11 protein-coding genes are annotated in these 14175 nt (G+C 68.6%); 6 read left to right on the forward strand and 5 right to left on the reverse strand.

All coding sequences use genetic code 11. The features are described from left to right. Positions 1-6: 6 nt before the first annotated feature. Positions 7-3363, forward strand: a complete 3357-nt coding sequence (locus IM25_RS03335) for an MMPL family transporter (RefSeq protein ID WP_033096321.1) — start codon at positions 7-9, stop codon at positions 3361-3363. 57 nt (positions 3364-3420) lie between these two features. On the opposite strand, the gene IM25_RS03340 is transcribed toward IM25_RS03335, so the two are convergent. From IM25_RS03340 to macS, 3 genes are all read right to left on the reverse strand, one after another. Next, a complete protein-coding gene (locus IM25_RS03340) occupies positions 3421-4095 on the reverse strand; it encodes a DUF1707 SHOCT-like domain-containing protein (protein ID WP_006552701.1) in 675 nt (224 codons plus the stop codon). A 62-nt stretch (positions 4096-4157) separates the two neighbouring features. Next, entirely contained in the window at positions 4158-4784 is a 627-nt protein-coding gene (locus IM25_RS03345; protein WP_006552702.1) for a response regulator, read from the reverse strand. Beyond that, a complete protein-coding gene (gene macS, locus IM25_RS03350; protein WP_065995742.1) occupies positions 4784-5986 on the reverse strand; it encodes a MacS family sensor histidine kinase in 1203 nt (400 codons plus the stop codon). The genes IM25_RS03345 and macS overlap by 1 nt, the downstream gene beginning before the upstream one ends. A gap of 174 nt (positions 5987-6160) precedes the next feature. Here macS and IM25_RS03355 point away from each other — a divergent pair, with 174 nt between their 5' ends. The 5 genes from IM25_RS03355 to IM25_RS03375 all read left to right on the forward strand — a co-directional run bounded on the left by IM25_RS03355 (position 6161) and on the right by IM25_RS03375 (position 11627). Beyond that, positions 6161-7660 (forward strand): adenylate/guanylate cyclase domain-containing protein, encoded by a 1500-nt coding sequence (locus IM25_RS03355; protein ID WP_033096322.1) that lies wholly within the window; start codon positions 6161-6163, stop codon positions 7658-7660. Positions 7661-7744: 84 nt separating this feature from the next. Continuing rightward, on the forward strand, positions 7745-8866 hold the full coding sequence (locus IM25_RS03360) for a lysylphosphatidylglycerol synthase transmembrane domain-containing protein (protein WP_232333388.1): 1122 nt from the start codon (positions 7745-7747) through the stop codon (positions 8864-8866). A gap of 89 nt (positions 8867-8955) precedes the next feature. Next, positions 8956-9510: a YceI family protein gene (locus tag IM25_RS03365; protein WP_033096323.1), complete on the forward strand. Its 555-nt coding sequence runs from the start codon at positions 8956-8958 to the stop codon at positions 9508-9510. A 134-nt stretch (positions 9511-9644) separates the two neighbouring features. Then, on the forward strand, positions 9645-10025 hold the full coding sequence (locus IM25_RS03370; RefSeq protein ID WP_006552707.1) for a DUF3054 domain-containing protein: 381 nt from the start codon (positions 9645-9647) through the stop codon (positions 10023-10025). Between the two features lie 129 nt (positions 10026-10154). Then, the gene (locus IM25_RS03375; protein ID WP_033096407.1) at positions 10155-11627 is read left to right on the forward strand and encodes a peptide MFS transporter; all 1473 of its coding nucleotides are present in this window, start codon (positions 10155-10157) and stop codon (positions 11625-11627) included. A gap of 21 nt (positions 11628-11648) precedes the next feature. Here the strand turns inward: IM25_RS03375 and IM25_RS03380 are convergent, their stop codons facing one another. Both IM25_RS03380 and IM25_RS03385 read right to left on the reverse strand, forming a co-directional pair. Further along, complete coding sequence (locus IM25_RS03380) at positions 11649-12386, reverse strand: sulfite exporter TauE/SafE family protein (RefSeq protein WP_006552709.1); 738 nt, start codon at positions 12384-12386, stop codon at positions 11649-11651. Positions 12387-12490: 104 nt separating this feature from the next. Continuing rightward, entirely contained in the window at positions 12491-14170 is a 1680-nt protein-coding gene (locus tag IM25_RS03385) for an NTF2-like N-terminal transpeptidase domain-containing protein (protein WP_050993558.1), read from the reverse strand. Between the last annotated feature and the right edge of the window lie 5 nt (positions 14171-14175).

The following is a 14175-nucleotide window of genomic DNA, read 5'->3' on the forward strand; positions in this document are numbered from 1 at the left end:
ACTTACGTGTTCGACCGTTGGGGAGAGCTCGTCTACCGCGCGCGCTTCACCGTCATTGCGGTGATGGTCGCGGGGTTGCTCGCGCTCGCCGGGTACGGGCTGAGCCTGAACGATCACCTCAGCCAGAGCGGCTGGGACGATCCCGGTTCGGAGTCCGTCGCCGCTGCCAAGCTCGCCGACGGCACCTTCGGCCGCGACACCGCGGGCGACGTGCTGGTGCTGTACACGGCACCCGAGGGCAGCACGGTCGACGATCCCGAGTTCGCGGCGAAGGTCACCGACAGCCTGAACTCGCTGGTCGCCGAGCATCCCGACGAAATCCTCAAGATCAACGGTGCGTACTGGCCCACCGACGACGCGCCGTCGCTGCCGTCGCTGGCCGATCCGTCGCGTCAGCACGCGATCGCGTCGGTCGCGATCGCCGGCGAGGACGACACGGAGCTGACCGGCAACTTCCGCGAGATCAAGGACGCCTTCTACATCGACGGCGTCGACGTGCAGCTCGCCGGTCTGCAGCCGATCTCCGGCGCACTGAACGACACGATGGCCAACGACATCAAGCGCATGGAGATCCTCGCGATCCCGGCCGTCGGCATCCTGTTGTTCTTCGTCTTCGGTGGCGTCGTCGCGGCCGCTCTCCCGCTGATCACCGGTGGTCTCACGATCGTCGCGGCGAACGGCATCGTCCGGTTGATCACCAACTTCACCGAGGTCAACTCGTTCGTCGCACCGGTCGTCTCACTGATCGGCCTGGGCCTGGCGATCGACTACGGCCTGTTCATGGTGTCGCGGTTCCGTGAGGAACTCGCCGAGGGTTACGACACCCCGGCGGCGGTGCGACGCACCGTCGTCACCGCAGGTCGCACGGTGGTGTTCTCGGCGACGATGGTCGTCACCAGCCTCGGTGGTCTCGTGCTGTTCCCGCAGGGCTTCCTCAAGTCGGTCGCCTACGGCGCGATCTCGGCGGTCTCACTGGCTGCCCTGCTGTCGATCACGATCCTGCCCGCCATCCTGAGCATCCTCGGCAGGCGCATCGACAAGTTCGGCATGAAACGCTTCGGGCAGATCCAGTCGAACGAGCAGGTCGAGAACAGTTTCCTCGGCCGCCTGTGCCGCTGGGTGATGGTCAACCCGATGAAGGTGACCATCCCGACGGTCATCGGCCTGCTGCTGCTCATCATGCCGCTGACCGGCATCAAGTTCGGCGGCATCAACGAGACCTACCTGCCGCCCGAGCACCCCACGCGCGTCGCGCAGGAGACCTTCGACGAACTGTTCCCCGGCCAGCGCGCCGAGCCGGTCAAGCTCGTGGTCCGCGGCGCCGAGGGCGGCGACCTCAACAAGATCATCACGACGGCCAGCGAGGCTCCCGGCCTCGTCGAGAAGTTCCAGATCACCGGCCCCGCGAAGGACGGCGTCCGTGTGCTCAAGGCCGGTCTGACCGACCGCAACGAGTCCGCCGACACCGTCGAGTACCTGCACGCAGCCGAATGGCCCGAGGGTGTCGAAGTGCTCGTCGGCGGCACCCCGGCGATCGAGCAGGACTCCATCGGGGCCCTGCTCGAGACCCTGCCGCTGATGGTCGTGGTCGTCGTGCTGTTGACGACGTTGCTGATGTTCCTGGCGTTCGGCTCGCTCGTGCTGCCGGTCAAGGCCGTGTTGATGAGCGCCCTGGGTCTCGGCTCGACGCTGGGCATCCTCACCTGGATCTTCATCGACGGCAACGGCGCCGACCTGCTCAACTTCACCCCGGGGCCGATCATGTCGCCGGTGCTCGTGCTGATCATCGCGATCGTGTACGGCCTGTCGACCGACTACGAGGTGTTCCTGCTCTCCAGAATGGTCGAGGCGAGATCGATGGGGGCGAGCACCACCGAGTCGATCCGTATCGGTACCGCCCACACCGGTCGCATCATCACCGCGGCCGCCCTGATCCTTATCGTCGTCACCGGTGCCTTCGGGTTCTCGGAGCTGGTGATGATGAAGTACATCGCGTTCGGCATGATCGCCGCGCTGATCATCGACGCGACCGTCATCCGCATGTTCCTCGTGCCCGCCGTGATGAAGCTGCTCGGCGACGACTGCTGGTGGGCTCCGGCGTGGATGAAGCGGATCCAGGAGAAGATCGGCTTGGGCGAGCCGATCCTCGCCGACGAACTGATGCCCGAGGACGTTCCCGAGCTCATCACCGTCGGCATGTTCGGGCCGGCGACGGTCGCGGCCACGGGCGCGCACCGCTTCCCGGCAGGTGCCTTCGAGGGCGGCTCCGACCTCACGCAGCCGCTGCCCAAGATCGCTCCGCCGAGGCCGGCCGCCGAACAGCGCAAGCTCCGCGATCTCACGCCGCCGCCGGTGCGACGGCAGGCCCCGGGCCGCCCCCCGGTCCGTCCGGCCGCGCCCGCGTCCGGTCGTCCCCCTGCTGCTCCGCGGAACGGCGAACGGGTGCCGCCCGCAGCCGGGCGTCCGATGCCGGCGAGCCGTCCGGTGCAGCCCGGTACGGGTCCGGGGCGTCCGTCGCGTCCGATCCCGGAGCCGCGTCGTCGCCCGGAGGGTCGGCCGCCGGTGGACGAGCGCAACGGCTCGGCTCTTCCGGGGCTCGGAGGCCCGGAGAAGGGGGTCCCGGAGAAGCCCGAACGTCGTGCCCCCGAGATGCCGCAGCGCGATGTCACGCAGCGCGGTGCGCTCGATCAGACACAGCGCGGTGCGCTCGATCAGACACAGCGCGGTGCGCTCGATGCCACACAGCGCGGTGCGTCCGACCCGTCGTCGCCGTCGTCGGTGCCTCCGCTCCCCCGCCGTCAGCGCGGGGAGGTTCCTCCGCCGCTGCCGCAGTCCTTCATCCGACCGCCCGCTGTCCCGGGCGATGCGGAAGCTCTGCCCGGTGCCCCGGCTCCGCGTCCGAGCGAACCCGGCACCGGTCGTGGACGGGATCCGCAGGCGATCGAGAACTGGCTGTCGCAGTTGCGCCGTACGTCGCCCGGCGGGGAGTCTTCGGCCCAGCGACCGAGGCCCACTTCCGACGCACCGCGCCCCTCGGCGCCGGACTCGCAACGTCCCCCGACATCGGAGGCCCAGCGACCTCCGGCGCAGGGACCTGCCCGACCGCCCGTGCCGGGCACTCAGCAGCCGCCGACGCAGGGCATGCAGCCGCCGACACAGAACGGTCCCCGTCCGCCTCTGCCCTCCCGGTCCCGTGGTCCGGAGCAGCCGCCCCGCCCGGCCGGCGAGCGGCCGGAAGCGCGAGCGGACGAATCGCAGCCGGAGCAGAACGACGCGGAGTCGCGGAGGCGTGGACGCCACGGTCCCGACAGCGGCCGTTCGATCAGCGTCAGTGAGCTGATCGCCCGGCAGCGTCGCGACTGATCTGACGAACGAACTCGAGGCGACCCGCAGAGCGGGTCGCCTCGGGTGTTTCCGGGGTCAGCTGCCGTTGAAGAACTTCCGCAGCCGCGTGGACAGCGGATGGGTGACGTTGAAGCTCCCGCCGCGGACCTTGCCTGTCACCACGACGTGCAGCGGTCCGTACGGCGCTCCGCCGCGCACCTTCGACGACACGCTCGACGCGACGTTCTCGACGCCGTTGACGTCGGCCGTGGCCTCGGCGGGGAGCACGATGTTGATCGAGCTGAGGTAGTCGCTCACGTCGATCCGCACGACCTGCGTCTGCATCACCGCTTCGGTGAAATCGAGGGTCACGGAGGACGCGACGGTGTCGAGAACGACGGCGGGCGGCACGTGCCAGCGACCCTTGCGTTCGATGCCGGAGACGCGGCCCTTGATCACGAGAGGAGCGCCCTGGCCGGTCGCGGGGAAAGCAGCTGCACTCGGCGCGGGGTAGCCGGCCGCACTCGGCGCCGGATAGTGCGCCTGCGACATGCCCGGCAGATTCTGCTCCTGGAACTCGGGCCGGATCTGGATACCGGGCAGGTCGACGAGCACCTGGTTCAGGTCGCCTCGGGTCTTGGCCGCGAGGACGGTGTCCATCCGTTCGGTGAACTCCCCGAGCGAGAGCATTCCCTGCCCGACCGCCCGCTGCAGAAGTTCGCCGACGTGCTCGCGCTCGGCGTCCGACACCCGCAGATCCTTCGGTTCCATGCCTTGAGCTTAACGGGACGAACGGTATGCCTCCGAAGTCGTCGGAGCCACTGTGCGGGGCGCTATTCGAGGCCCTGTTCGATGACGTAGCGGGTGAGTTCGACGCGGTTGGCGAGCTGCAGTTTGCGTAGCGCCGCTTGGACGTGGTTCTCCACCGTGCGGTGGCTGAGCGTCAGTCGCGCTGCGATCTGTTTCGCCGACAACCCTTTCGCGACGAGACGCAACACTTCGGTCTCCCGGCCGGTCAGGGTCGGTGGGGGTCTCCGGTCGGCGACGTCGTTCGACATCCGGCGGTACTCGCCGAGCACGAGCCCGGCCAGTCCGGGGGTGAAGACGGCCTGTCCCCGCGCGGTCGCGAGGACGGCGTCGACGAGTTCGTGCACCGAGGCGCTCTTCACGAGATAGCCGGACGCGCCCGCCTTGACCGCGCCGAGGACGTCGTCGCGTTCGGAGGACGCCGACAGGACCAGCACCCGGCTGTCCGGGGAGACCTCGAGGACCGCGCGGGTCGCCTCGGTGCCGGTGCCGTCGGGCATCGCCATGTCCATGAGCACGACGTCGGGGCGGACGACGGCGGCACGGCGCGCGGCGCTCGCGACACCGTCGGCCTCGGCGACGACGGTGAACCCGGCCTCCTCGAGGTCACGTCCGACGGCGTTGCGCCAGATCGGGTGGTCGTCGACCACCATCACGCTGACGGTGCTGCGTTCCTCTGTGCTGTTCTCGTGTGTTTCCGCGCTGAGCTCGGCCACTCATTCCCCTTCGGTACCCGGATCTCCCATTCGGTTCCTTCGCCTACATCGCTGTCGAGCAGTGCGACGCCGCCGAGCCATTCCGCTCGCCCGACGATCGACTTGGACCCCCCCATGCGTCCCTGTTCGCGAGCTTCGTCGAGTCTGCCCGGTTCGATCCCGACGCCGTCGTCCCGGATGCTGAGTACGATCTCGTCGCCGAGATCCTCGAGGAGGATGTAGGCGGCGGCACCGGCGCCGGCGTGCAGTTGCGTGTTCGACAGCGCCGCTGTCGTGAGCGCCGCGAGTTCCTCCGCTCGATCCCGCGGGATCATGATCGGGCCGGCGGGCGCGGACACCGTCGCACCGGTCCCGGCCCTGGCCCGGACGAGGGCGGTGAGGTCGGCATGCTCACCGCCGCGGTCGACGTCGGTGTCCTGTTCGGAGATCAGCTGGCGCAGCGCGGTCTCCTGTTCGCGGGCCAACTCGGCGAGTTCCGTCGCATCACCGCCCAGCTCGAGTCCGCGCCGCTGCACGAGCGCGAGCACCTGCAGCACGCCGTCGTGCACCTGCCGGGCGAGCCGGTCCCGTTCCTCGGTGGCCGCTGCCACGCGCACGGCCTGCTCGAGTTGCCGGTGCGCACTACGCGCGGTGGTGGTGGCGAAACCCATTGCCACACCGCACGCGACGAGCACCGGCGCCGTCGCGTCGCGCCACAGGTCGAGGTTGATCTGGTCGCGCACCACCGCGCTGACGACGGACATCAGCAGCGCCGAGCCGATGCCCGTGAGCGGACCGCCGAGGATCGCGGCCGACAGCACGGCGTTGGCGACCCACAGCGTGGTGGGCATGGTCTGGTGGTTGCTGTACCAGTCGTGGTCGGCGACCAGCCGGGTCGCCGCCATCAACGCGACGGCGAGGATCTGGTCCACCACGGTGACCGTGCGGCGCAGTCGTGCCTCGCGGGAGAGCAACACCGCCGAGACGAGCGACCACGTCACGAGCACCCCGGTGAAGAACCACGACAAGCCCGGACGGGTGTAGTTCACGACGGTCGAGAACTGCGATCCCACCGCATATGCGACGGTCACGAGCCGGAAGACCTGGGCGGCCCGCCACAGGGGTGCATCCGCGTCGGGACCGGTCGGAGGCGGCCTCATATGTACGTTTCGCACCTTTCGTCACAGTAGGTGGGGCGAGTGAATCCAACCACTCCGCGCCTCCAACAGTGACCGCCCCATCCTGTGACCGTCCGCACAGTGGTTTGATTTGAAGTCGTGCTGAGGTCGTACCGAGCTGTCGCCGCCACCTTGCGGAGTCGTTGGCCGCTCTACATGGTCTCCATGGGCGCGTCGAACCTGTTCGGTGCGATGCTCGTGTTCGCCTTCGTCCGGTACGGCATCCCCATCGCCGAGACCGACGCCATCATCGCGGATCGGGTCCGCAACTTCGCGGTCTTCGCGGTGTACCTGGTCTTCGCCGGCATCGTGAGCCTCGGCGCCGCAGCGATCACGCTGCGCTCTGTCGTCCGGTGGCAGCTCCGCGGCGGCCCGCCCACCCGGGCCGAACAGATGGCGGCCCTGCACGCCCCGCTGCGACAGGCGATCGTGCACCTCGGTCTGTGGCTGCTCGGCGGCGTGCTCTTCGTCTCCCTCACCGCCGAGGAGATGCCGTCGCTCGCGGTGGCGGTCTCGGTCACCGTCGCAATGGCCGCGACCAGCACCTTCGGTTTCACCTACATGCTCGGTGAACGCATCCTGCGGCCGGTCGCCGCGCGGGCGCTGAGCGAGGGAAACTTCGACCGGACGATGGCTCCCGGCGTCGGCACGCGCCTGGCCATGACCTGGGGCCTGGGCACGCTCATGCCGGTCGCCGGGATCGTGCTGCTGTGCGTGACGCAGTTGAGCGCCAACACCGACTTCGACGCCGACGCGCTCGCCCTGTCCGTGCTCGCTCTCGCGGTGACGTCGATCGGTCTCGCGCTCGTGTTGTCGCTGCTGACGTCGGCGCAGATCTCCGACCCGATCAAGCAGTTGCGCTGGGCGATCGAACGCGTGCAACGCGGCGCCTCGGGAGTGCAGGTCGAGGTGTTCGACGGCAGTGAGATCGGACGCCTACAGGTCGGCTTCAACCGCATGATGGCCGAGTCCGACGAACGCCGGCGTCTGCGGGAGTTGTTCGGTCAGCACGTCGGTGAGGACGTCGCGCGCCGGGCCCTGCAGTACGGCACCGAGCTCGGTGGTGAGACGCGCTACGTCGCGGTGCTGTTCGTCGACATGGTGGGTTCGACGGCGACGGCCGCCGAGCGCCCGCCGAGCGAGGTCGTCGAACTGCTCAACGAGTTCTTCCGTGTCGTCGTCGAGGTGGTCGACCATCATCACGGCTTCGTCAACAAGTTCATGGGCGACGCGGCATTGGTGATCTTCGGCGCTCCCCTCGACCGGCCGGACGCCCCCACGGCGGCGCTCGCGGCGGCCCGCGAACTGCGTTTCGCTCTGGACGAGATCACCGGACTCGATGTCGGGATCGGCGTGTCGGCGGGACTCGCGGTGGCCGGCAACATCGGCGCGGCGGAGCGCTTCGAGTACACGGTGATCGGCGACCCGGTCAACGAGGCCTCGCGCCTGACCGAGCTGGCGAAACTGCGTCCGAGTAGGGTTCTCGCGTCGTCGAGCGCGTTGTACTTCGCGGACGACGAGGAGCGCAGCCACTGGGAACTCGGCGACGAGGTGCAGCTTCGCGGCCGGCGGCGGATGACCCATCTCGCATGGCCGGTTCGCTATCCCGGAGCCCCCGGAGAAGCGAACGGGACGGACACTTCGACGGACGAGTGACGGTCCGTCCCGCGACACCCGCGAACGACGCGGAACGGCCACAGCGCCCTCTTCGTGACCCGACGGTCGGTTACGGTGAACAGCGTGGCGCAGCCGCACGACGATCCTCCATGCCCCGACGCCACGCCGCGTCGGGGCTCGTTCCGGTGGATCAAGTGGGTGTCGGCGATCGCCCTCGTGGCTCTGCTGACGGTCGAGGCGATCTACCTGTGGCCGACGATGAGCGACTCGTGGCGCGCGGTCACGGAGATGCACTGGGGCTGGTTCGCGGCGGCCGTGCTGGCGCAGATGATCTCCCTCAGCGGCTTCGCGGGAGTGCAGCAGCGACTGCTCCGCGCCGGCGGGGTGCGCGTCGGGCACTGGCGTTCGGCGTCGGTGATCTACGGCAGCACGGCGATGGCGGTGACCCTGCCCGCAGGTCCGGTCTTCTCCACGGCCTTCACCTACAAGCAGACCCGCAAGTGGGGTGCGACCCCCGTGGTCGCCTCGTGGCAACTCGCGGTTTCCGGCGTCATCGCGGCCGTGACCCTGGCGTCGGTGGGCATGATCGGTGCGTTCGCGGTCGGCAGCCGGATCAGCCCCGTCACTCTCGTGTTGTCGCTCGCGGGCGCGATCGCGTTGATCTTCGGCCTGCGGTACGTCGCGAAGAACCCCACGTCGATCGAGGCGGCGGGCACGTGGGTGCTCCGTCGGGTCAACCGCATCACGAGGAAGCCGAGGGACACCGGCTTCGACGTCTTCGAACGCACCCTCGCGCAGCTCGAGTCCGTCGAACTCGCGCGTCGCGACGGTGTGGCCGCGGTGGCGTGGTCGGCCGTGCACCGTGCAGCCGATGTCGCGTGCCTCGGACTGGCGTGCTGGGCTGTCGGCGGCTCCCCGTCGGTGGCGGGGGTGTTCATCGCGTTCGCGGCGGCGAAGGCCGTGGGCAGCGTGCCGCTCGCACCGGGCGGCCTCGGATTCGTGGACGGCACCCTCATCGCGACGCTCACCGCTGCCGGGCTGAGCGCGTCGCAGTCGCTGGCAGCGGTCTTCGTGTATCGGATGGTGAGCTTCGCGTTCGTGGCCCTGGCGGGCTGGGCCACCGTCGCCGCGATGTACCGGGGCAACGGACCCGACGAGATCGATCCGATCGCCGAGCGCGCAGAACACGAGCGCAGCGCCCTGGAGCGGCGGCGTCGTCCGGTCGAGAATCCCGAGCCGGCGTGATCCACCTCACGATGTAGTTGCGCATGCAACTATTTGGTGGCATGGTTGTCGACAAGCAGTTGAAAGTTTGACCATCGAGGAGGACCACCATGACGACCGCCACCACCACCTTCCCCGGCCTGACCACCGGCACCTGGGCCATCGATCCCGTCCACTCGAACGTGGGCTTCACCGTCCGGCACCTCGTCGTCAGCAAGGTTCGCGGCACCTTCGAGAACTTCTCCGGCGCCATCACCGTCGCCGAGGACGGCACCGCATCGGTGACCGCCGAGATCGACGTCAAGTCGATCAACACCAAGAACGCCGACCGCGACGCGCACGTCCGCTCCGCCGACTTCTTCGACGCCGAGCAGTTCCCCGTCGCCACCTTCACCTCGACCGACGTGCGTGCCGACGGTGATAACTACATCGTCACGGGCGACTTCACGCTCCACGGCGTCACCCGCCCGGTCGACCTGAAGCTCGAGTTCAACGGCGTCAACCCCGGCATGGGCCAGGGCCCGGTCGCCGGCTTCGAGGCCACCACCGTCATCAACCGCAAGGATTTCGGCATCAGCATCGAAATGCCGCTCGAAGGCGGCGGAGCCGTCGTCGGCGACAAGATCACCATCACCCTCGAGATCGAGGCCGGCCTGCAGGCCTGACCCCTCTCGCACAGACAGCGCCCCTGCTCCGGCAGGGCCGCTGCCGCGTTCCACCCGCTCTACCGGTCCGGATCGTGCTCGAGAGCACGCGCCGGAGATTCCGACGCGCCCCGCGCCGCCGCTACTCTGGACCCGTGAAGAAGTACATCCCGGCGTTGGCGATCGACGTCGTTCTCGTCGTCGTATTCGCCGTGCTCGGTCGTTCCAGTCACGACGAAGTGCTCGATCTCGTGGGGCTCGCAGGAACGGCGTGGCCGTTCCTCGGCGGCCTCACCGTCGGATGGTTCTTCACCGCGTGGCTCTACCGCGACAAGTTCGACGCCTTCGCGGCCGTTCCCACCGGACTGCTCGTGTGGGTGAGCACCCTCGTCGTGGGGATGCTGCTGCGGGCCGTCACCGGTCAGGGCACCGCAACCGCCTTCATCATCGTCGCGACGATCTTCTTGGGCCTGTTCCTGGTGGGCTGGCGCGTGGTCGTCGGACTGCTCCAGCACCGCAAAGTCGACGCTCACTGACCTCGCCGAGGTCGACCAGTACCGACCCTCCGGTCGCAGCTCTCGCACTCACACGCGAAGTGTGATCTGCGACCGCGGGATACGCGAATTTTTCGCGCTCGCGCCCCGTGCGGTGGAACAGTGGAGATCATGTCCACGCTGGAACCACCTACTCTGACCGGGTCACGATCCGACCATCGGTTCTTCGGTCAGCCACTACCCCTGGCCAACCTGTTCGGTGTCGAGATGTGGGAGCGATTCTCCTTCTACGGCATGCAAGGCATCCTGATCTACTACCTGTACTACTCGGCATCCGAGGGCGGGCTGGGGATCAGCCAGGGGGCTGCGACCTCCATCGTCGGCGCCTACGGCGGCACGGTCTACCTGTCGACGATTCTCGGGGCGTGGATCGCCGACCGGCTGCTGGGTTCCGAACGGACCCTGTTCTACAGCGCCGTGCTCATCATGTTCGGCCACATCGCGCTCGCGGTGCTGCCCGGTTTCGTCGGGGTGGGTATCGGCCTGGTGCTGGTCGCGTTCGGTAGCGGTGGTCTGAAGGCCACGGCGACGTCGATCGTCGGCGATCTCTACGACGAGCAGGACCCGCGACGCGACGCCGGTTTCTCCATCTTCTACATGGGCGTGAACATCGGCGCGCTCGTCGGCCCGCTGCTCACCGGCTTCCTACAGACACGTTACGGCTTCCACTGGGGCTTCGGTCTCGCCGCGGTCGGCATGTTCCTCGGCCTGCTGCAGTACACGATCTACCGCAAGCATCTCGGCGACATCGGCAAGGTGCCACCCCATCCGCTTCCCGCCGAGACGCGCACGAAAGCCGCCGGGATCGGCCTGGTCGCCGTGGTCCTCATCGCGGTCGCCGCGCTGACCGGCCTCGTCACGACGAGCAACATGTCCGACATCGTCGTCGCCCTGACCATCATCGCGACGATCACCTACTTCGTCCTCATGCTGTCGAGCAAGCAGATCACGCCGGTCGAGCGCAGCCGGGTGCTGTCGTTCATCCCGATGTTCATCGCGAGCGCGGTGTTCTGGTCGCTCTTCCAGCAACAGTTCACGATGGTCGCCGTCTACGCCGACACACGCCTGGACCGTAATCTGTTCGGGTGGGAGTTCCCGCCGTCCTGGGTGCAGTCGATCAACCCGGTCTTCATCATCCTGTTCGCGGGTGTCTTCGCCGCCGTGTGGACCAAACTCGGACCGCGTCAGCCCTCGTCGCCCATCAAGTTCGCCGCAGGCACGATCATCATGGGCATCGCCTTCCTGTGCTTCATCCCCATGGCCGGTGGCGGCCCCAACAGCGCTCCGCTGCTCGGACTGGTCTTCATCCTGCTGCTGTTCACCTTCGCCGAGCTGTTCCTGTCCCCCGTCGGACTGTCGCTGTCGACGAAGCTCGCGCCGAAGAACTTCCACACGCAGATGGTCGCGTTGTTCTACCTGTCCGTCGCATGCGGTACGGCCATGGCCGGCACCCTCGCGGGGTTCTACGACGAGAACAACGAGGTGCCGTACTACCTGTGGATCGGCGGAGCGTCGATCGCAGTGGGCATCGTGCTGGCCCTCTTCGCGCCGCACATCAAGAAGCTCATGCACGGCGTGCAGTAGCACCACTGCACAGGACGCTGCTCAGCGGAGAGCGAGCCATACCGCCAACCCGAACCCTGCGAGCGCGACACCCACGCGCAGCAGGTTCGGGGGTATGCGCCGCACGAGCGGCGGACCGCAGTAGCCACCCGCGAACGCGCCGACGGCCATGGCGGCCGCCGCACCCCAGTGCACGGGTCCGAAGACTGCGAACCCGATCGCCGCGACCAGGTTGGCGACGCCGAGCAGGTAGCTCTTGAGGATGCTCGCGCGCCAAATCTGCTCGGAAGTGCAGATAAGCACCAGCGCGTAGAAGACGACGCCGGCGCCGGCACCGAAGTATCCGCCGTAGACCGCGACGACGAAGACCGCCACGGAGAACACCCGCGGCAGGTCGCGACCGCCGGCCAGGGTGCGGATGCGTGGTTGGAGCAGCAGCGCGAGAGCGGCGAGCGCGACGAAACCCGGAACGATCGCCTCGAACGAGTCGGGCGGCGCGACGAGCAGGACAGCCGCGCCGACCACGCCGCCGAGCGCGGCGTAGAGCGTCCACCACCACACGCGGGGGCCGGTGTCGACGACCTCCCGCGCCGAATTGGTCAGCGCCCCGACACCCACACCGACCATCGCGACGGTGTTGGTGACGTTCGCCGCGACCGGCGGGAGGCCGACGGCGAGCAACGCCGGATACGAGACGATCGACGCCAGGCCGGTGACGAACCCGACGACACCCGCGAAGAATCCGGCAACCACGAGCAGTGCCAGGTCGAGGACGGTCACGGTCGCTCAACGTACCTGTACGCCGCGGACCGGCCTCCGGCGGATCAGCGCACCATGGACCGGCCTCCGGCGGATCAGCGCACCATGGACCGGCCTCCGGCCGATCACTCCCCGAGCAGGGGTTCTCCGAGCTTGCGCAGGAAGGTGTCGGCCATCTTGATCGCGCGGTCGCCGCCGTCGGCATCGGCGACGAAGACCGCGAAGGCCAGGTCGCCGCCGGTGTAGCCGAAGAACCAGCGGTCCTCACCGCTCGCCGCGGCGATACCCGCGAGACCGGCGTGTCCGCGGAGGAAGGACGCCGGACCGTTCTGCACGTTGTCGATCATCATGCCGCGCAGGGCGTCGATCACAGAACCGGGCAGCGCCTCGGGGGCGTCGTGGACGACCGTCTCCTGGCCCTGCACGATCGTCGGGGCAGCGACGCTGCCCCGTGCGACCGAGGCGGCCAGCACCGCGGCGCCGAGCGGCGTGATCAGGTTCTCGTCGGAATCCGATCCGGCGAACTGGACAACTCCGGAGCGGTTGTGCCCGATCTGCGAGGTCTCGAACTCGAAGCCCGGCACGTCGTAGTCGACGCCGAGGCCGAGGCGACGGGCGGTCGAGGCGACGTCATCGGATCCCACGTCGTTCGGATCGACGCCGTGCTCGAGGCCGGCCGCGAGCCGGACCGGATCGAGAACGCCGCCGGCCGGGTAGAGACCGTGGGTGATGACGGGACCGAGTTCCATGGCCCAGTTGTTGACGTCGGCGGCGAGGATGCCACCGGTCGAGGGCTGGATGGCGACCACCGCGGCCGGGGTACCTGCGGTGACGACCGCTTCCTTCGCGGCGAGCTGCACCTGGGAGTCGACGGTCGCCTGCAGGTCCGGAGGCGGCGGGCCCTGGAAGCCCGCCACCTGGATCGGGCCCTCCTCGGGATCCTCGAGGGTGACCGCCCAGCCTGCCGTCCGGTCGCGTTCGAGCTGCCAGGCCGAGCGCAGCGAGTCGAGCAGCGGCGTGGAGATCCGCCGATCGGCGCTGATCAGGGTGGGTGTCGTGAGCACCTCGACCCCGGGGATCGACACGATGCCGCCCTCGAGGAACTGGTAGTCCTGGTCGCGGAGCTTGACCGCGGTGATCCGGTTTCCGGGGTTCTCCGCCATCCGCTCCTGCATCAGCTGGGCGGTGATGACGGGTGCGACCGGCTCGAGAACCGCCGCGAGACGAGTGGTGGTGTCGACGGGGTCGGGCATCGCCGCCGGGTCGAGCACCACGGCGTTGATGGTCTGTTCCTCCATGAGGAGGCGGCCCGTGCGGTCGAAGATCTTCGGCGGCGCGGCGTCGGTGCGCACGTGGTGGACGGTGCGTCCGCCGGACAGGTCGGGGACGACGACCTCCGGGTCCCAGGACACACGCCAGCCGACGGCGAGCTTCCGCACCGAACCGGTGACCTGATACGACCAGTCCTTGCCCTCACCGAAATTCCAGCCGGCGGAGAGCGTGAAGTATCCCGAGTCGTCGTTGAGTTCGACCAGCTGGGTGACGTCGTAGTCGACGGTGCCGTCGGACAGACCGTCGTACATCTGCGAGATCGTTTCCTCCGCCGCGTTCGGGTAGGAGGTCAGGGCCGCCGCTGCGCCCGCATCACGATCGTCGAGGGCGGCAACGAAGTCGTCGACGAGGCGTTGCGCCTCGCTTCGAGAATCCGAGAACACAACCGTCGTCAGAGCGACGACAGCCACGACGAGGCACACGGCCAGCGCGACGATGCGCCCCCGCTTCCCCCGCCAATCACGAAATCTCATATGTA

Origin of the sequence: Rhodococcus sp. p52 (assembly GCF_000763325.2) — a bacterium.
GTDB lineage: Bacteria > Actinomycetota > Actinomycetes > Mycobacteriales > Mycobacteriaceae > Rhodococcus > Rhodococcus pyridinivorans.

Coding starts and splice junctions, on each gene's coding strand:
- IM25_RS03340 (WP_006552701.1), bottom strand. CDS start 4,095: ATGGAACCGAAGGATCTGCGGGTGTCGGACGCCGAGCGCGAGCACGTC.
- macS (WP_065995742.1), bottom strand. CDS start 5,986: ATGAGGCCGCCTCCGACCGGTCCCGACGCGGATGCACCCCTGTGGCGG.
- IM25_RS03355 (WP_033096322.1), top strand. CDS start 6,161: ATGGTCTCCATGGGCGCGTCGAACCTGTTCGGTGCGATGCTCGTGTTC.
- IM25_RS03345 (WP_006552702.1), bottom strand. CDS start 4,784: ATGGTGGTCGACGACCACCCGATCTGGCGCAACGCCGTCGGACGTGAC.
- IM25_RS03385 (WP_050993558.1), bottom strand. CDS start 14,170: ATGAGATTTCGTGATTGGCGGGGGAAGCGGGGGCGCATCGTCGCGCTG.
- IM25_RS03365 (WP_033096323.1), top strand. CDS start 8,956: ATGACGACCGCCACCACCACCTTCCCCGGCCTGACCACCGGCACCTGG.
- IM25_RS03375 (WP_033096407.1), top strand. CDS start 10,155: ATGTCCACGCTGGAACCACCTACTCTGACCGGGTCACGATCCGACCAT.